Source organism: Micromonospora matsumotoense, assembly GCF_900091525.1.
GTDB classification, from domain to species: Bacteria; Actinomycetota; Actinomycetes; order Mycobacteriales; family Micromonosporaceae; genus Micromonospora; species Micromonospora matsumotoensis.
The window spans coordinates 357,766-375,341 of the sequence record NZ_FMCU01000006.1 but is presented as its reverse complement, the minus strand read 5'-3'; the positions used below and the strand labels follow the sequence as shown (position 1 = coordinate 375,341).

The 17,576-nt window shown below is 74.2% G+C and carries 13 protein-coding genes and 1 riboswitch; of the genes, 4 read left to right on the top strand and 9 right to left on the bottom strand.

From position 1 onward, the window contains the following. From GA0070216_RS15610 to GA0070216_RS15585, 6 genes are all read right to left on the bottom strand, one after another. The coding region (locus GA0070216_RS15610; RefSeq protein ID WP_245722521.1) for a GAF domain-containing sensor histidine kinase at positions 1-2,075 on the bottom strand (2,075 nt) is incomplete at its 3' end. A gap of 44 nt (positions 2,076-2,119) precedes the next feature. Further along, on the bottom strand, positions 2,120-2,581 hold the full coding sequence (locus GA0070216_RS15605) for a hypothetical protein (protein ID WP_091246173.1): 462 nt from the start codon (positions 2,579-2,581) through the stop codon (positions 2,120-2,122). 334 nt (positions 2,582-2,915) lie between these two features. Next, positions 2,916-6,107, bottom strand: a complete 3,192-nt coding sequence (locus GA0070216_RS15600) for a hypothetical protein (protein ID WP_091246168.1) — start codon at positions 6,105-6,107, stop codon at positions 2,916-2,918. Positions 6,108-6,352: 245 nt separating this feature from the next. Further along, on the bottom strand, positions 6,353-6,940 hold the full coding sequence (gene pgsA / locus GA0070216_RS15595) for a CDP-diacylglycerol--glycerol-3-phosphate 3-phosphatidyltransferase (RefSeq protein WP_091246167.1): 588 nt from the start codon (positions 6,938-6,940) through the stop codon (positions 6,353-6,355). Positions 6,941-7,017: 77 nt separating this feature from the next. Then, a complete protein-coding gene (rimO, locus tag GA0070216_RS15590) occupies positions 7,018-8,559 on the bottom strand; it encodes a 30S ribosomal protein S12 methylthiotransferase RimO (RefSeq protein WP_245722520.1) in 1,542 nt (513 codons plus the stop codon). Positions 8,560-8,743: 184 nt separating this feature from the next. Beyond that, positions 8,744-9,667, bottom strand: a complete 924-nt coding sequence (locus tag GA0070216_RS15585) for an ornithine cyclodeaminase family protein (protein ID WP_091246164.1) — start codon at positions 9,665-9,667, stop codon at positions 8,744-8,746. A 127-nt stretch (positions 9,668-9,794) separates the two neighbouring features. Next, a riboswitch (guanidine-III (ykkC-III) riboswitch) is annotated at positions 9,795-9,858 on the top strand. Between the two features lie 54 nt (positions 9,859-9,912). Here GA0070216_RS15585 and GA0070216_RS15580 point away from each other — a divergent pair. After that, a complete protein-coding gene (locus GA0070216_RS15580) occupies positions 9,913-10,227 on the top strand; it encodes a DMT family transporter (RefSeq protein ID WP_091246294.1) in 315 nt (104 codons plus the stop codon). A 44-nt stretch (positions 10,228-10,271) separates the two neighbouring features. On the opposite strand, the gene GA0070216_RS15575 is transcribed toward GA0070216_RS15580, so the two are convergent. Next, entirely contained in the window at positions 10,272-10,820 is a 549-nt protein-coding gene (locus GA0070216_RS15575; RefSeq protein ID WP_091246161.1) for a DinB family protein, read from the bottom strand. A 160-nt stretch (positions 10,821-10,980) separates the two neighbouring features. Between GA0070216_RS15575 and GA0070216_RS15570 the strand changes: the two genes are divergently transcribed. Beyond that, positions 10,981-11,226 carry a hypothetical protein gene (locus GA0070216_RS15570; protein WP_091246159.1) on the top strand — a complete coding sequence of 82 codons (246 nt, stop codon included), beginning with the start codon at positions 10,981-10,983 and terminating at the stop codon, positions 11,224-11,226. 155 nt (positions 11,227-11,381) lie between these two features. Here the strand turns inward: GA0070216_RS15570 and GA0070216_RS15565 are convergent, their stop codons facing one another. Then, positions 11,382-13,856: an FtsK/SpoIIIE family DNA translocase gene (locus tag GA0070216_RS15565; RefSeq protein ID WP_091246156.1), complete on the bottom strand. Its 2,475-nt coding sequence runs from the start codon at positions 13,854-13,856 to the stop codon at positions 11,382-11,384. Between the two features lie 112 nt (positions 13,857-13,968). Here GA0070216_RS15565 and GA0070216_RS15560 point away from each other — a divergent pair, with 112 nt between their 5' ends. Both GA0070216_RS15560 and GA0070216_RS15555 read left to right on the top strand, forming a co-directional pair. Beyond that, on the top strand, positions 13,969-14,445 hold the full coding sequence (locus GA0070216_RS15560; protein WP_091246154.1) for a type III secretion system chaperone family protein: 477 nt from the start codon (positions 13,969-13,971) through the stop codon (positions 14,443-14,445). Further along, complete coding sequence (locus GA0070216_RS15555) at positions 14,442-16,049, top strand: type III secretion system chaperone family protein (RefSeq protein ID WP_091246151.1); 1,608 nt, start codon at positions 14,442-14,444, stop codon at positions 16,047-16,049. The genes GA0070216_RS15560 and GA0070216_RS15555 overlap by 4 nt, the downstream gene beginning before the upstream one ends. A gap of 201 nt (positions 16,050-16,250) precedes the next feature. Here GA0070216_RS15555 and GA0070216_RS15550 read toward each other — a convergent pair whose 3' ends face one another. Further along, positions 16,251-17,486, bottom strand: coding sequence for a S1 family peptidase (locus GA0070216_RS15550; RefSeq protein WP_091246148.1), 1,236 nt, complete (start codon positions 17,484-17,486; stop codon positions 16,251-16,253). Positions 17,487-17,576: the final 90 nt, after the last annotated feature.

Here is a 17,576-nt window from a genome sequence, read left to right as displayed (position 1 = left end):
GGGGGGGGGGGGGGGGGGGGGGGGGGGGGGGGGGGGGGGGGGGGGGGGGGGGGGGGGGGGGGGGGGGGGGGGGGGGTGGGGGCGGGCGGGGTGGGCGGGGTGTCGTCGGGGGGCGGGAGGGGGAGGCGGAGCCGGACCAGGGTGCCGTGCGGGGCCCGGTCGACGAACTCACAGTCGCCGCCCAGCTCGGCGGCCCGCTCCCGGATCGAGTCCAGGCCGACCCCGCCGGGTCGCCGGGCCACGATGCCGGTGCCGTCGTCGGACACCTCCACGACCAGCGCCCGGCCCCGGCGCACCACCACGTCGCAGCAGGTCGCCCCGGCGTGCCGGGCGGTGTTGGCCAGCGCCTCGCCGACGATCCGGTACGCCGCCACCTCGACGGCGGCCGGCAACCCGTGCAGGGCGTCCGCCACGCTCAGCCGGACCGTCAGGGCCGGGCCGTCGAAGCGCTGGCACTCGGCCCGCAGGGCCGACTCCAGCCCCCGGTCCAGGGCCGCCGGGCGGAGCTGGTCGACCAGTTGGCGTACCTCCCCGGTGCAGGTGAGCAGGTCGTCGGCGAGCCCGTCGAGAATGCGGGTCAGCCGGCCCTGGTCGGCGGTGGCGAGCTTGCGGGCCGCGCGTACCTGCATGGACATGCCGGCGAAGGTCGGGCCGAGGCCGTCGTGCAGGTCCCGGCGCAGCCGACGGCGCTCCTCCTCGCGGGCCGTCACCAGCCGCTCCCGAGAGTCCCGCAGGTCACGGATCAGCCGGGCCGTCGCGGCGGCCACCGAGGCGTGCATCGCGACGTCGCTGAGCAGCCGCCGCTCGACCGGGGTGAACCGGGTGCCGGGTGCCCGCCGGGCCACCACCAGCCGCCCCACCCACTCCCCGTGGGTCACCATGTCGAAGCGTTCCAGCGAGGTGGTGGCGTGGCCGTGCGCGGCGTGCACCCGCCCCGGTCGCCCGTCGTCGGCGTGCTCCCCGCCGAGTTCCACCGCCACGTACGGCACCTGGAGCGAGCGGGCGATGGTGCCGGTGAGCAGCGGCAGCACCGCCTGTGGCTGCACCGTCCGTTCCAGCAGGTCACCGAGGCGGGCCAGCACCGCGTACGGCTCGTCGCGGTCGCCGTAGAGCAGCCGGTTCACCCCGCGCTGCACCCGGTGCCGCAGCGGCTCGAAGGTCACCGCGATCACGCCGGTCGCCACCAGGGACGCGTTGGAGGTGTTCCCGCGCAGCACGAGGTCCCGCAGCAGCGCGACGACCCCGACGAAGGCGGCGATCACCAGCAGGCTCATCACCAGCCAGACCAGGGTCCGGTTGATCACCTGTTCCAGGCCGTAGAGCCGGTAGCGCAGCACCGCCAGGGTCATCGCGCCCGGGATCGCGATCACCATCAGCACCCACGCGCCGGAGAGGTTGAGCCAGTCCAGCAGGAAGCCGAGCAGGAACAGCGCACCGGCGGCCAGCAGGCAGGCCAGTTGCTGACGGGCCTCGCCGACGGCCCGCCGCCACCGACCGGCCAGCGACACCAGCACGGCGGCCACCAGCAGCAGTTGCACCGCGACGGTCAGCAGGGCGACCCGGACCAGCAGCCGTGCGGTCGGGTCGGTGGCCGGCGTGGCGGACAGCAGCAGGCCCCGGGGGTCGCTGGTCGCGGCCACCGCCAGCGCGACGGCCACCACCGACGTGGTGACCACCAGCCCGACGGCGACCGGCCGCCAGCGCCGGCCCGGCAGCCGGCCGTCCGGGAAGACCAACAGGGCCAGGAAGATCAGGCCGTACGGCGGCCACCAGAGCCACTGGCTCAGCCAGGCCAACGGGGTGACCGCCGACCAGCTCAGCGCCAGCACCGCCGCGCCCGCGACGAGCCCGGCCGCCACCATCAGCCGACCCACCGGCTGACCGGGCAGCCCGGCCAGCACCAGGCCCCCGAGCGCGGTGAACGCCACCGCGATCGTGCCGGTCAACGCGGCCGGCCCGAGCGACGCCGGGTACGGGTCCCGCCACTGCCCGACCAGGACGAGCACGGCGACGACCAGGCCCACCCCGGCCAGGACCCGGCGGGGGGCGGACGGCGCTCCGATGGTCGACGGCACGGCAGGCCCTCCCGGGGTGGTCGTCGGTGGTGGGGTCGGGCGGGTCAGTCCGCCCAACCGGCGGCGTGCATGGCGTTGTGCAGCCAGTTGCCGGTGTCGTGTTCGAGGTGTTCCGGCAGGGCGCCGATGACCTCGGACAGGTCCGGGTCGTCGAGGCGGGGCAGTTCGGACAGCGCCCGCTCCCACGAGATCCGGGACCGGGTGAGCACGTCCGGGTGGTCGTGGACGTACTGCGTCACGTGCGCGACCACCGTGGACAACCGCTGCCGGACGACCTCGGGCTCCGCCGGGGCGGTGCCGGCCTCCAGCATCTCCAGCCGCCAGTCGGCGGAGAAGACCGGATGCAGCCGGCGGCCGGTGACGTCGAAGAACTCGACGGCCCCGGCGAGCTTCTCGCCGTGGTCGGCGGTGGCCAGCAGGTCGGTCAGATCCTGGTAGACGTGGCAGAACGTGTCGTTGGTGGCGATCAACAGAATCCGTCGGTCGTCGCCGGCGCTCAGCGTCATGATCACTCCTCGGATGCCGGTGCGCGGACGACGGGGCCGGCGTGCCGGCACCCGTCCGCCGCAGCGTAGGTGGTGGATCGTCCACAGTGGCACCGCCGGGCGGACCGGCGGTCGTCGGTGAACGGTCGAACCATCGTCGTCCGCCGGTTGTCCCGCCGACCCGGGTCGGATGTCCCGGGTCGGCGGGACCGATCGGCGGCACCCGGCCACGTCGCGACCGAGGTGCCAGCCCTGCCACCCGTCGTCGCGCCGGGGAGGCGTCCCGGCCGGTACGCGACCGTGGGAGGGTCCCGGTCCCGGCGGGACCCTCCCGGTCGGGGCACCCCGTGGGCGGTCAGCCCGCCGGGTGCACGCTCACCGTGGTCGCCCGGGTCATGTCGGTCGCCGCGGTCACCTCCGGCAGCCCCTCGGTGTGCCCACCGGAGCGCACCCGGGTCGACCAGTGGTCGTAGCGCTGGCCGAGTTGCCCGATCCGGACGAACGCCGCGCTGGCCAGGCAGGCGCTCAGCGGGTCACGCGGCTTGTCCGGCACGGTGGCCTGGGCGCAGCCGGCACCGTACCGGCCCTGGTCGCGCAGCGGGTCGAAGCCCGACCGGTCCTCGTTGCACGGGTTCCAGTCGAACGACTGCACGCAGTCGGCGTAGTTGGCCACCGCCTGCGACATCGCGTTGCGCAGGTGCTGGTGGGCCGACTGGTCGGCGTCGCTGCGCGGGCGGGTGTAGTCGGCCGGCAGGCCGTCGCTGCCGAAGAGCAGGCCGGTCAGGCTGTCGTCGAGTTCCAGCGCGGTACCCCACCCCAGTTCCGTGTACGCCTGCAACAGCCGCAGCGCGTCCGAGACCGCCTTGCCCTTCTGCCAGAGCACCCGGGACACCTCCCAGGTGTCGCTGCTCGGCGGGTTCGGCCCGGTGCCGGCCCGCATCACCCGGTAGAAGTACTTCTGCCGGCCGGACAGCATCGCGGCGGCCTTGCTGCGGGCGGTCGTCGCCTGGGTGGCGACGACCGGGACCGCCGCCGACTCGAACGCCGGCTTGTACGTCCCCGGCCACCGCTCGGTGAGGTACTTGTTCTCGTCGTAGCAGTAGCCCTGCGGAACGGGGGAACGGACGTCCCACGAGCAGAACGTGCCGATCGGGAACGTCCTGGTCGCGGTCTGCACCTCCTGCCAGTCCCCGCCCGCCCACTTCACCCGCGACCGCAGGGTGATCTGGAGGTCGCCGGTGGTGGTCTGGAACCGGGGTCCCTCGTGCTCCTCGACGTTGACGAAGTTCGCGTCGTAGCAGGTGGAGAACGCCGGCGCGTGCCCCGGCGGCATGGCGTGGTGGGCCAGGTGGAAGGCGTTCGGCAGGTTGGCGCGTCGTACCGTCGACGGAATCGGTCGGCTGACCCGGCTCGCGCCGCACCCCGCGATCGACTCGACCTCGGGAATCCGGTTCGCCGCCGGGAGCGCCTGGTCCGGGCTGCCCCACATGTCGTGCACCGGCAGGGTGTCGCTGCCGTTCCAGACCACCGCCTTACGGACGTTCTCCACCTGGGCGTTCCAGCCGGTGACCGCCGTGCGGTAGTCGGCCATCAGCGCGGTGAACAGCGGGTTGGTGCTGCCGTCGGCCGCCGGTTGGCTGAACTGGCGGACCCGCTCGTTGATGGTCCGCCCGGCCTGGGTCACGGCGTCGCCCCGCCCGCTGGCCACCTGGCCGGCGAACTGCGGGTTCTCCAGTTGCAGGATGTTGTAGACCCGGGCGGCGGTGGTCCAGGCGGCGGCGTTGGCGACCGGGCCGGTGGTCCACTCGCCGCCGACCCGGTCCTTGGCCCACCGGGCCAGATAGTTGATCGAGCCGGCCGGCAGGTGGGTGTCGACCACGCTGACCGGGTCGACCAGGCTGGCCCCGGCCGGGGCGGTGAAGGTGCCCTCGTCGGCGGCGTTGACGGTGGCGAAGGTGAAGGTCGGCGACTCGGCCTTCGGGAAGTACGTGCCGAGGTAGTCCGGGATCGGCTGCCCGGTGATCTCCTTGTGGTGCACGTACGTGGTGATCACCGAGTTGAGCTGGCTCTTGGCGATGTTCTCCAGGGCCACGTGGGTGGCGAGCGCCATCGAGTCGACCTTGCGCTCGATGGTCTGCAACTGGGTGGCGATCCGGCCGAGGTTGGCGCGTACCTCGTCGAGGCCCCTGGTGAGCGCGTCGAGCTGGGCGACCAGCCCGGCGTACATCTCCTTGAGCGCCGACTCGATCCGGTCGAACCGCTTGTCGATCCCCTTGGCCAGCCGGTCGATCTGCTGGCGCAGCTTGCCGATCTCCGCCTGGATGGCGGCGTTCGGGTCACCACCACCGGCGAAGAGGCCGATCAGGCTCACCGCCGCACCGAGCAGGTTGCCGGTCAGCACCGCCGTGCCCATCGCCGTCGCGGCCATGGTCAGTCCCTGCCCGAGCACCGTCGTCACGTACGTGTTGATCGCGGTCACCGAGGTCACCACGGCCTTGCCGATGGTCTCCAACTGCTTGCCGAACTTCTTGTCGACGAAACCGACCAGGGTGGACAGCACCGTGACGGTGGAGCCGAGCCCTTCGAAGATCTTGCGATTCGCCTCGGTCTTCGCCTTCTCCGCGTCGACGACCGGCTGGCTCGGCTTCGGGTCCTGGTGGAGCGGGTAGCTGTTGGCGTAGCTGATCACCTCGGTGATCCGGTTGTTGCCGTCGGTGTCGAGCACCTTCAGCGTGGCGTACGCCCGCTCCTGGACCAGCGCCCGGAAGGCGGTCGGGTCCCCGCGCAGGTCGCGGATCGCGGCCAGCGGCACGTAGTGGCCGAGGGTGCCGGCATTGCCGTCGGCGCGCGGCTCGTGGATCCGGGCGGCCAGCAACCCGTCGACCGGGGTACGCACGCCGGTGCCGGTCCGCCCGGCGAAGGTGGTGTCCCAGCCGGTGGCCAGGGCGTCGTCGGTGGCGGCCCGACGGTGCAGCTCACGCCAGGTGTCCTGGACCAGGTCGCGGGAGCGGGCGTTCCACGCCGCGTCCTGGTAACCGCCGCGGACCAGGTTCAGCGCGTCCGGCACCACGTTCGCGCCCTCCGCGCCGACCGTGCTGGTCAGGAAGTCGCGGACGGTCGGGCCGGTGGTCACCGCGCCGGTGGACTCGCCGAGCCGGGCCAGCACCGCCATCGCCACCGCGAACCGGGACCGGTCCTCGGCCCGCGCGTCGCTGACCGCCGTGTCGGCGACCGCCCGGGTGGCGGTGACGTGCGCGGCCACCTGCGTCGCGTCGGCACCCGGCTGGGTGGTACGCCAGTCCAGCAGCTCGGCGGTGAGCAGGGCGTCCTTCAGGCCGGCCGCCCCGGCGTCGCGCAGTTGCACCACCGCCCCGAACAGCGCCCCGTGCACCGCCTGCTCGTCGAACGGCACCGGGTCGGCGGCGTGGGCCGGGGTCTGGTGCAGGGTGACCGCCAGTACCGCCGTCAGTCCGGCCGCCCACAGCCGGCGGCTGCGCCACCCGCCGCCCGGGGACCGTCCCCGGGTGTGTCTCGTCGCTGTCCGCACCGTTGCTCCTCCCGCCACCGGGCGCAACCCCGCCCGCCGTCGTCGGGCGTCGACCCGACCGGGCCGCCGCCGCACCGGACCGCAGGGGCCGGTGCGGTGCCGACTCTGCGGGGCGGGGCGTCCCGTCCGGCAGGGACAGTCGTCCCGCCGTCCCGGGATTCCGACGCGGGGCCGGGCGCCAGCGCGGGGCCGGCCGGGGACTGACGCCGGCTACGCGGCGCGGCAGGTGAGGTCGGGAAGCCCGGTCAGGGGCGGGGACGGCGCAGCCGCAGCGCCTGGGCGACGTAGTCGAAGCCGGTGACCACGGTGACCAGCACGGCGGCGGCCATGATCCATCCGCCGACGGCGGCGAGGGCGGCCGGCATCGGCCAGAGATACCAGGCGATGGCCAGGACCTGCAGCGCCGTCTTGAGCTTGCCGCCCCGGCTGGCGGCAATCACGCCGTGCCGGATCACCCAGAACCGCAGCCCGGTGATGCCCAGCTCCCGGACGAGGATCAGCACCGTCACCCACCAGGGCAGCCGGTCGTAGACGGAGAGCAGCACCAGGGCCGCGCCGGTGAGCGCCTTGTCGGCGATCGGGTCGGCCACCTTGCCGACCGAGGTGACCAGCCCGAACCGGCGGGCGATCCAGCCGTCCACCAGGTCGGTCATCGAGGCGAACGCGAAGATCAGGCAGGCGGCGATCCGCCACCCGGTGTGGGTCAGCCCGGAGGCGATCACCGAGGCCGCGAAGACGGGCACCAGCACCAGCCGCAGCAGGGTCAGCCCGTTGGCCGCGTTGAGCACCGGCACCCGGGCCACCGGCGGCGCGGACTCCGCCGCCCCGGTCACCGCCGCGCCCCGCTCCGGCCGCCGTGGCGTTCCTGGCACCGCCCCACCTGGCTCCCCCGCTCCGTCCGGGCCCACCGTCACCGTTCCGCGCCGGGCGCCGCCGAGATCATCTCATCCGGCACGGCCACCAGGTCGACGCCCTCGGTCGCGGTGACCGTGGCCCGCACCAGGTCGCCGGGGCGCAACGCGGTCAGGTCGACGCCGCCGCCGACCGGTGCGACCAGGGTGGTCGAGCCGTCGACCTCGGGGGCCTGGTGCGCCGCCCGGCCCTCCACCACGCCGTCGTCGACCGTGTCGACCAGCACCTCGACCGTGCTGCCGAGCCGCTCCTCGGCCCGCTGCGAGCACAGCTCGTCGGCGAGCGCGGCGAGCCGGTCGTAGCGGCGCTTGACGGTGGCGGCGGAGAGCTTGCCGGGCAGGCCGGCGGCCTCGGTGCCGTCCTCGTCGCTGTAGTCGAACACGCCGATCGCGTCGAGCCGCGCGTCGGTCAGGAAGCGGACCAGCTCGGCCACGTCCTGCTTGGTCTCGCCGGGGAACCCGACGATGAAGTTGCTCCGCGCGCCCGCCTCCGGGGCCAGCGCGCGGGCGCTCGCCAACAACTCCAGGAACCGGTCGGTGGAGCCGAACCGGCGCATCCGCCGCAGCACCGGCTCGCTGGAGTGCTGGAACGACAGGTCGAAGTAGGGGGCCACGCCGGGGGTGGTGGCGATCGCCTCGACCAGGCCGGGCCGGGTCTCGGCGGGCTGGAGGTAGCTGGCCCGCACCCGGACGATGCCGTCGATCGCGGCGAGCTGCGGGAGCAGCTTCTCCAGCGCCCGCGGGTCACCCAGATCCTTGCCGTACGAGGTGGAGTTCTCGCTGACCAGCACCAGCTCACGCACGCCGGTCTTGGCCAGCCACTCCGCCTCGGCGAGCAGCTCGTCGGGGGTACGCGAGACGAACGCGCCCCGGAACGCGGGGATCGCGCAGAACGCGCACCGCCGGTCGCAGCCGCTGGCCAGCTTCAGCGAGGCCACCGGGCCGGTGTCGAGCCGGCGACGCAGCACCTGCCGCAGGTGCGCGGGGGTGTGCGCGTCGGTCTCCATCGTCGCCCGGGTGGGGGTGCCGTGGCCGGGCAGCGACACCGCCGACTCGCGCCGGTTGACCGGGGTGAGCGGCAGCAGTTCGCGGCGGTCCCGGGGGGTGTGCGCGTCGACCTTCTCGCCGGCCAGCACCGCGCCGAGCCGGGCGGCGATGTCCGGGTAGTCGTCGAAGCTGAGCACCGCCTGGGCCTCGGGGAGGCTGTCGGCCAGCTCCCGGCCGTACCGCTCGGCCATGCAACCGGCGGCGACCACCTTGGCCCCGGTGTCGGCGGCGGCGAGCAGCGTCTGGATCGAGTCCTGCTTGGCCTTCTCCACGAATCCGCAGGTGTTGACGACCACCACGTCGGCGCCCTCGCCGTCGGTGGTGACCTGCCAGCCGTCGGCGTGCAGCCGGGCGGCCAGCTCCTCCGAGTCGACCTCGTTGCGGGCGCAGCCCAGGGTCAGCAGGGCGACCCGTCGGCCGTCGGCGGACGGCTGCGCCAGGTCACGGCGGGGCGTCGGGCCGGCATTGTCAGGCGTGGGGGTGGCAGACACCATCCGAGGGTACCGGGCGCGGTAGCGGGCCCGACCGACGGCGGCGTGCGGTGTCGGCCGCTTCACCCCCCGCCGACCCTGCGACCGTTGATCAAATGACGATCAATGCACGCGACACGCCGGGAACACTCGCTGAAACTGCAATCCGATCACGATGCACCCGCTTGGGCAGACGACGCGGCACCGGTCAGACCGCCGTCGCGCCCACCCGGACCAGCCGGTCCAACAGGGCGACCTCGGTGCCGGCCAGCCCGGTGGAGCAGAACACCGACACCTGGTCCGCGCCGGTCCGCCCCGGGACCGCGCCGGCCAGGACCGCCCCCAGGTCCCGCAACCTCCCCGGGTACGGCCCGACGGCGGTCAACAGCGGCGGGTCGTACGCCGCCGCCTGGGCCGGGGAGTCGGTGACCAGCAGATCGGCGGCGTCGAGCAGGTCGGTGCCGAACTCGTGCCGGTGCACCTGCTTGAATCCGACGGTGTTGACGTGGGTTCCCGGGGCGAGGTCGGCGGCGGCCAGCACCGGGGTGACGCTGGTGGTGGCGAGCACCACCACGTCCCGGTCGCGGACCGCCTCGGCGGCCGAGCCGACGGCGCGGGCGGGCACCCCCAGCTCGGCGCGGACCCGGGCGGCGAACGACTCCCGGCGGGCCGCCGAGCGGCTGTGCACGGTCACCTCGCGCAGGGGCCGGACGGCGGCGGTCGCCCAGACCTGGGTCCACGCCTGCCCGCCCGAGCCGATCACCCCCAGGGTGGCCGCGTCGGGGCGGGCCAGGGCGTCGACCGCCACCGCGCCCAGCCCGCCGGTGCGCCGGGAGCCCAGCTCCGCACCGACGGCGATCGCCCGGACCACCCCGGTGCGGGCGTCGTGCAGCACCACCAGCTGCTCGCCGGCCGGGTGGCCGAGGGTGTCGTAGGAGCGGAAGCCGTACCACTCGTCGGTGAGCTGCCCGGCGGTGAGGACCATCCGCCCACCGGCGAGGGGTGCGGATGCCCGGGGTGGGGCGACGAGCCGGCCGGCGTGGGCGGCCAGCAGGGCGTCCCGCATCGCCGCGACGGTGGTCGGCGCGTCCAGGGTGGCGGCGACCTGCCGGTCGTCGAAGAGCAGCGTCATGTTCCCATGCTGCGACCTCAAGCTGACTTCAACTCAAGGCCTGGTGGGCAGGATCATCCCACCCCGCTGGCCGGCGGTGCTAGCGTCGGTCGTGGTGGCCTACGTGGGCAGGTCGGTGCCGCGGCTCCTGCCGGCCCGCAGCCACCCCGGACGAGTCGTGGGCGTACCCGGTCAGGCCAAGACGCCCCGTGCCTACCCGACTCGTCCCCGGCCGGCCCGGCCCGGGACCGACCCCCGAGGTGATGATGGCCTGGATCGTGCTGGTGCTCTCCGGACTCCTGGAGACCGCGTGGGCGGTCTCCCTCGACCGCAGCGCCGGATTCACCCGGCCGCTGCCCTCGGCCGTCTTCGCGGTCACCCTGGTCGCCAGCATGGCCGGCCTGGCGTACGCGCTGCGCGAGATCCCCGTCGGCACCGGCTACGCGGTCTGGGTCGGCATCGGGGCGGTCGGCACCGCACTGGTCGGCATGGTGGCGCTGGGCGAGTCGGCGAGCCTGCCCCGGCTGCTCAGCCTGCTGCTGGTGGTGGCCGGCGTGGTCGGCCTCAAGCTCTTCCACTGAGCCGGTGCCGTGCCCGGCCTCCCGGTGAGCTGCCGGGCCGACTGCTAGGGACCGGTCGACGGGTCAGGGCCGACCGTCTGCGCGTGCCGCAGCAGTCGCAGTTGGCCGATCTCGGCGACGTTCTTCATCAGCTCGGCGTTCACCCAGGCGATCATGTGGGCGACGGTGTGTGCGGGGTCGTCCCGCCACGGGAACGGCGCGGTCGCGTCGAGGTCGGCGTCGCTGAGCTGGTCGCACACCGCCACCCAGGCGGTACGGAGGTCACCCAGCCACGCCACCGTCCTGTCCCGGTCACCGGGCCAGCCGATCTCGGTACGTTCCCGAGGCGTACGCCCCTGGGCGTGGTCGATGGCGACCGTCCACCACCAGCCGATGTGCCAGGTGAGCCACCCGATCGTCGGGACGGGAATCGGGTCGGGCTCGGTGTCCGCCCAGTCCGGCACCCACCCGTCGGCATCCCGGCGCACCGTCCAGCAGTGCGGCACGGGTTCCCAGAGCAGGTCCGCCGGCTCCACACGTTCCAGGTGGTACCCGAACAGGGACCAGGTCAGGTCGAACTGCCAACGCAACAGGTCACGGCGGGATGCAGACATCGGGTGACCCTGCCACACCACATGTCCGCCATCGATCGAATTCTCACCCCGTCACCGCGACGTGCCCGGTGGGATGTTGCCGCCCGGTGCGTAGTTCTCGTCCCGTCTGGGTAGTGATCGGCCGACCGCAGCATTCAGGATTTCCCTCACGGAGGACGTCATGGCCGACACCCACGCGACCGCCCGCCCGCGCACCAACGCCGCCCGGATCTGCACCATCCTGGCGTTCGTCTTCGCCGTCGTCGCGTTGCTGATCGCCCCGGTCATCTTCGGCATCATCGGCCTGGTGCTCGGCATCGTCGGCGCGGTGCTCGGCGACAAGCCGCTGGGTTGGTACGCCGCCGCGGCCAACGTGGTCGCCATCATCCTCAGCCTGGTGATCGTCAGTGCCCTGATGAACAGCTGACCGTCACGCGCTGCGAACGGGCCCGCCGGCATCCGGCGGGCCCGTCGCACGTCCACCCCCGGCCCCACGCCGACCGGTCCTTCCGGACCACGCCGGGTCCGGTCGGCGCGGCCCGGACCCGATGCACGTGCGCGCCGGCCCGACGCCCGCCCGGCTCAGTCGACGTCGCCGCGCAGGCCGTCGAGCACCTCTTCCAGCTCGTCCGGCTTGACCAGCACGTCGCGGGCCTTGGAGCCCTCGGACGGGCCGACCACCCCACGGGTCTCCATCAGGTCCATCAGCCGACCCGCCTTGGCGAAGCCCACCCGCAGCTTGCGCTGGAGCATCGAGGTCGAGCCGAACTGCGAGGTGACCACCAGCTCGACCGCCTGCACCAGCAGGTCCAGGTCGTCGCCGATGTCCTCGTCGACCTTCTTCCTGGCCTCCTGGGCCGGGGCGAGCACGTCCGAGCGGAACTCCGGCTCCCGCTGGTCCTTGCAGAACTTCACCACGTCGGCGATCTCGCGCTCGGTCACCCAGGCGCCCTGGATGCGGACCGGCTTGGACGCGCCCATCGGCAGGAACAGCCCGTCGCCCCGGCCGAGCAGCTTCTCCGCGCCCGGCTGGTCGAGGATGACCCGGGAGTCGGCCAGCGACGAGGTGGCGAACGCCAGCCGGGACGGCACGTTCGCCTTGATCAGGCCGGTCACCACGTCGACGCTCGGCCGCTGGGTGGCCAGCACCAGATGGATGCCGGCGGCACGGGCCAGCTGGGTGATCCGGACGACCGAGTCCTCCACGTCGCGCGGGGCGACCATCATCAGGTCGGCCAGCTCGTCCACGATCACCAGCAGGTACGGGTACGGCCGCATCTCCCGCTCGCTGCCCGGCGGGGCCTTGATCTCGCCGTTGCGTACCTTGCGGTTGAAGTCGTCGACGTGCCGGACCCCGTTGGCGGCGAGGTCGTCATAGCGCATGTCCATCTCGCGGACGACCCACTCCAGCGAGTCGGCCGCCTTCTTGGGGTTGGTCACGATCGGGGTGACCAGGTGCGGGATGCCCTCGTACCCGGTCATCTCGACCCGCTTCGGGTCGATCAGCAGCAGCCGCACCTCGTCCGGCGTGGCCCGGGTCAGAATGGACACAAGTAGCGTATTCAGACAACTCGACTTGCCCGCTCCGGTGGCCCCCGCAATCAGGATGTGCGGCATCTTCGCGAGGTTGGCCACCACGAAGCCGCCCTCGATGTCCTTGCCGAGGGCGACCACCATCGGGTGGTGGTCGCTGGTGGCGGCCCGGGAGCGCAGCACGTCACCGAGGGCGACGTTCTCCGGGTCGGTGTTGGGGATCTCCACCCCGACCGCGCTCTTGCCCGGGATGGGGCTGAGGATCCGCACGTCGGGCGACTTCACCGCGTACGCGATGTTGCGGGACAGCTGGGTGATCCGCTCGACCTTGACCCCGTGGCCCAACTCGACCTCGTAGCGGGTGACGGTCGGGCCCCGGGTGAAACCGGTGACCTCGGCGTCCACCCCGAACTGGTCGAAGACGCCGGTCAGTGCGGCGATCACCTCGTCGTTGGCCTTGCTGCGGGTCTTCGGGGCCGCACCGCCGGTGAGCATGTTCGGCGGCGGCAGCACGTAGTCGCCGGCCAGCCCGGTCAGCGCGAGCTGCTCGGCCCGGGTGGGCGGGGCGGAGTGCTCCGGCGGCTCCGCCGGTTTGCGGCCGGCGGGCACCCGGCCCGACGGCCGGCGCGGCAGCACGATGGTCTCCTGGAGGTCCACCCCCGGCTCGACGTCGTCGAAGTCGTCCGGGCCGACCGGCGGCGGCACGGCCTTGCGGGGCCGGCGGCGGGCCGGCTTCGGGGCGGCCGCCGTCGCCGCCTCCGCGTCCTCCTCCTGCGCCGGGGCGTCGGGCGGGGCCACCAGCGTGCCGGCGAGCAGACCGAGCCGCTCCGGGATCTTGTTGATCGGGGTGGCGGTGACCACCAGCAGACCGAAGACGAGCAGCAGGACCAGCAGCGGCATGGCCACCCAGGCGGTCACCCCCCGCTCCAGCAGGTCACCGACCCCGGCGCCCACCAGGCCACCGGCGTAGTCGCGCTGCACCGGGTCGACCGGATTCTGTCCGATGTGCAGCATCGCCGCCGTGGCGACCAGCATGGAACTCCAGCCGACCAGGCCACGCCCCCGGTGCTCCGGGTCGACCGGGGTACGCATCAGCCGCCAGGCACCGATCATCAGCAGCACCGGCACCACGACCGCGATCGCGCCCAGGAAGAGCCGTACGGTGTCGTCGAGGCGTGCACCGAGCGGGCCGGCACCGGAGAACCAGATGGCCACCGCGCTGAGGATGGCCAGACCGAACAGCAGCAGGCCGGCACCGTCACGGCGGTGCTCCGGATCCAGCTCCCGGGCCGAGGCCGCCTGCCGACCGGCGGCCCGGAACCCCCAACCGACCCCGTGCGCCAACCCCATCCACAGTGCCCCGACGGCGCGACCGACGTACGCCGCCGGGGCGGGCCGGGACGCGGGCCGTCGCCGCGGCGTCGCCCGGGTGGTCTTCTTCGCCGGCTGACGGGCACGACTGTTCGTGGTACCGCGCGGCGACGCGCCGCGTCGCCGGCTCGCCTGAGGGGTACGGCCCGCCATAGAGTCACCGTAACGGCGTTACCCGGCAGATCGCCGCTTTTCCGGGTCGTGTCCGCGCGTCGCAGCGCGGACCACGCCGCAGACGTGTTATTCGCCTCAGAAGGGATGCCCGATGGCGTCGCCTGCTTTCGCGGACCGTCCGGACCCTCTGGCGGGTCACCCGCAGGCCCTGCGTCCGCTGACCGTCGACCTGGTCGCCGCCGTGCTCGACCACCGGGGGTACGCCGTCGTCACCGACGACGACGGGGATCTCGTGGGCCGCTGGGACGACAGCCTGATCTGGTTCCTGCGCCGGGGCACCCTCGACGAGCTGCTCCAGATCCGCACCGTGGCGGCACCGACCTTCGGCATCGACCAGGTGCCGGCGCTCTACGCCTTCTGCAACTCGTGGAACCACGACCGGCTCTGGCCCAAGGCGTTCGTGCACGTGGACGACGACGGCCGGGCCCAGGTCTGCGGTGAGGTGGTCACCGACCTGGAACGCGGGGTCACCCCGCACCAGCTCGACCAGCTGCTCGACTGCGGCATCACCGCCGGCTGTCAGCTCGCCACCGCCGTCGGCCTGCTGCCCGGCGGGACACCGGGATGACCGCCGGGTTCCGCCCCGGGGCGGACGGGCCGCCCGTCCGCCGCGATCCCGCCCTGGCGTCCGCGCTCGCCGAGGCCGCAGACCTGCCCGACGGCGAGGCCCGACTGGCCGAACTCGACCGGATCGCCGCCCGCGCCGACGCGCTCGGCGACCCGCACTCCGCGCTGGACGCCCGATTCGCGCTGGTGGCGGCGTACCTGCGGCACGGCGGGCGGTGGCGGATCATCGAGCCGGTACGCCGCCTGCTGGCCGCTGTCGACAGCTCCCCCGACCTGCTCGACGGCCGCCCCGGCGACGCGGAGCTGCTGCGGCGGCACCTGCGGCAGGCGGTGGAGGCCGCCATCGGCACCCCCCGGATCGGGCTGGACCAGGCGCAGTCGTTGCTCGACGCGCTGGCCCGCCGGGTCGGCGAGGACGCCGGCGTGGTCGCCCAGTTGCGCTGCCGGCTCGCCGACCACCGGGGCGACGAGCCGACCGCCCGACAGTGGTACGACCGCTGGACCGCCGCCACCGACCCGGACCCGGAAGCCGGTTGCCCCGGCTGCCTGCCGGTGCGCCGGGCCGAACTGCTGGCCGGTTGGGGGGACGACCGGGCCGCGCTGGAGGCGCTGCGACCCGTGCTCGACGGCGGGGTCGACTGCACCGACCAGCCGGAACGGGCCCTCGCGGTGGGGCTGCTGCCGTGGCTGCGCACCGGGGCGTCCGCCCGGGCCGGACAGGCGCACCTGCGGGCGTACCGGCGGCACCGGCGGGAGCGCACGGCGTTGCCGTACCTGGCCGCGCAGTTGCGGTTCTGCGCGCTGGCCGGGCACCCGGACCGGGCCCTGGACCTCCTCGCCGAGCAGTTGCCCCGGCTGGACCACCCCTACGACGACCTGTCGGCGATGGAGTTCGCCGCCGCCGGGGCGTTGGTCTGCGCGCTCGCCGCCGAGTCCGGGCGGGACGGTCGACGGGTACGCCGCCCCGGCCACGCCGACCGGCCCGCCGCCGAGCTGACCGTGGCGGCCCTCGGCACCGACCTGTCAGCCGAGGCCACCCGGCTGGCGGGCAGCTTCGACGCGCGCAACGGCACCGGCCACCACGCCGGCCGGATCGCCGCCTGGCTGGCCGAACGGCCGACCGGCGACCCGGTGCCCCTGCCGACACCGGAGAGCGTCGAGGACCCGGACGACGAACCGTTCCTGCCCTCGGCCGAGGAGCCGGCCCCGCTGAGCCTGACCCAGCTCACCGCCGTGCTCGACGTCCGGGGCGACGTGTACGCGGTGGACGCCGGTGGCGTGGTGGTCGGTCGCTGGGACGAGGCGGTCGTGCAGTTCCGCCTGTTGGGCGGGCACGGGGAGATCCTGCACGCCCGGGTGGTGGCGGCCCGGCGGCTGGCGGCGGGACGGCTCGCCGAGGCGTACGAGTTCTGCAACGCCTGGAACCACGACCGGCTGCTGCCGAAGGCGTACGTGCACGAGTTGCCCGAGGGTGAGCTGGTGCTGGCCGGCGACGTCACCACCGACCTGGCGCACGGGGTGGCCCCGACGCAGCTCGGCATCCTGGTCGACGCGGCGGTGAGCACCGGCGTCGCGTACGCCAGGGCCGTCGCCGCCCTACCCTGACCGGCGCTGCCTCGCCCTGCCCTGACCGGCCCTGACCGGCCCGGCCCTGCCCGATGGCGGCCGGCCGGCATCGGGGGTCCGGACGCGGAGCGGCCCCCGACCACCGGGCGGTGGTGGTCGGGGGCCGCGGTACCGGTGGCCCGGCTCAGCCGGCCGGGAGCGGCCGGGGCCGGGATGCGGGGGTGCCGGCGGCGGGACCGCTCAACGCACCGACCCGGCGGTACGCGCCCGCAGCCGGGTGCTGGTCTGCGGCTGCGCGTCCTGCTGGCCGTTGGCGGTCACCAGGGTCAGGTTGTTGCGCTGGAGGATCTCGTTGACCGGCTGGAAGAAGGTGGTGCCGCCGACGGTGCAGTCACCAGAGCCGCCGGAGGTGACGCCCTGCGCCTGGTCGCCGGAGATCCACGAGCCACCGGAGTCGCCCGGTTCGGCGCAGACGTCGGTGCGGGTCAGCCCGGTGACCGTCCCCTCCGGATAGTTCACGGTGGCGTTGCGGGCCTGGACGACACCGCAGCGGGCACCCGTGGTGGAGCCGGAGCGGCAGATCGACGCGCCGGCCGGCATCTCGGTGGAACCGTTGACCGGCACCACGCCGCCGTTGAAGTCGTTCACCACCCCCTGCGGGGTCCACTGGCCGTTGGTGCGCACCACCGCCCAGTCGTCGCCGGGGAACGACGACGCCGCGAAGACGCCCTGTTGCGCCTGGTTGAAGCCGGTCGTGCGGTCGCCGACCCGGCCACAGTGCCCGGCGGTGACGAACCCGCCCACCACCGAGAAGCCGATCGAGCAGCGCCCCGCGTCGTTGATGAAGAACGGGTCGCCGCCGACCAGGTCGAACAGCGGGCGCGGCTGCTCCCGGGAGGTGGTGATCCGGACCGCCCCGGCCGGGGCCCCGCTGCTCGCCGCCCACCGGCGGGCCCGCGACTCGGCACCCGGTTGGGCGAGCACCACCACGGAGTTGGTGGCGACGTCGACGTACCAGCCGGCGATCGCCGGGGACGCCTGCCGACCCACCGAGTCGAGCCGGCTCTTGGCCGCGTCCAACTCGGTGACCGCGCGGTCCACCTGCTTGGGCACCGCACCGGCGGCCCGGACCCGGTCCGCCTGCGCCGGGTCGGCGACCGCCACGTTGAGGGTGGACCCGTCGCCGCTGAGCCAGGCGCCGCCGTAGTCGTTGCCGAGCGCGGCCCGCAGCCGGGCCAGCCGCCCGGTGGCCTGCTGCTCGGCGGTCAGCCGCCGGACCGCCTGGTCCCGGCTGATCCGCAGGTCGCGGCTGAGGGCGTCCACCACCTCGGGCGCCACCCCGCCGGTGGCCCTCGGGTCGGTCCCACCGGCGTTCGGCGTGCCCTGGTCACCGGCGAACGACGGCAGGGTCACCGCCGCCGTCAGTCCCGCTGCCGCCAGCACGACGCCGATCGCTGTCATCCGTCTGCGGTCCATCCGTCATGCTCCTTCCGGCCGACGCGGGGTACGCCCACCGGATTGAGGTACGGCAACGGACACCGCCCGGTTGAAGAGATCCACACTTAT

Bases quoted from the DNA above. Each gene is read 5' to 3' on its own strand.
- GA0070216_RS15555 (WP_091246151.1), top strand. From the start codon at position 14,442: ATGACCGCCGGGTTCCGCCCCGGGGCGGACGGGCCGCCCGTCCGCCGC.
- GA0070216_RS15560 (WP_091246154.1), top strand. From the start codon at position 13,969: ATGGCGTCGCCTGCTTTCGCGGACCGTCCGGACCCTCTGGCGGGTCAC.
- GA0070216_RS15565 (WP_091246156.1), bottom strand. From the start codon at position 13,856: ATGGCGGGCCGTACCCCTCAGGCGAGCCGGCGACGCGGCGCGTCGCCG.
- GA0070216_RS15570 (WP_091246159.1), top strand. From the start codon at position 10,981: ATGGCCGACACCCACGCGACCGCCCGCCCGCGCACCAACGCCGCCCGG.
- rimO (WP_245722520.1), bottom strand. From the start codon at position 8,559: ATGGTGTCTGCCACCCCCACGCCTGACAATGCCGGCCCGACGCCCCGC.
- GA0070216_RS15575 (WP_091246161.1), bottom strand. From the start codon at position 10,820: ATGTCTGCATCCCGCCGTGACCTGTTGCGTTGGCAGTTCGACCTGACC.
- GA0070216_RS15605 (WP_091246173.1), bottom strand. From the start codon at position 2,581: ATGACGCTGAGCGCCGGCGACGACCGACGGATTCTGTTGATCGCCACC.
- GA0070216_RS15550 (WP_091246148.1), bottom strand. From the start codon at position 17,486: ATGGACCGCAGACGGATGACAGCGATCGGCGTCGTGCTGGCGGCAGCG.
- GA0070216_RS15585 (WP_091246164.1), bottom strand. From the start codon at position 9,667: ATGACGCTGCTCTTCGACGACCGGCAGGTCGCCGCCACCCTGGACGCG.
- GA0070216_RS15580 (WP_091246294.1), top strand. From the start codon at position 9,913: ATGGCCTGGATCGTGCTGGTGCTCTCCGGACTCCTGGAGACCGCGTGG.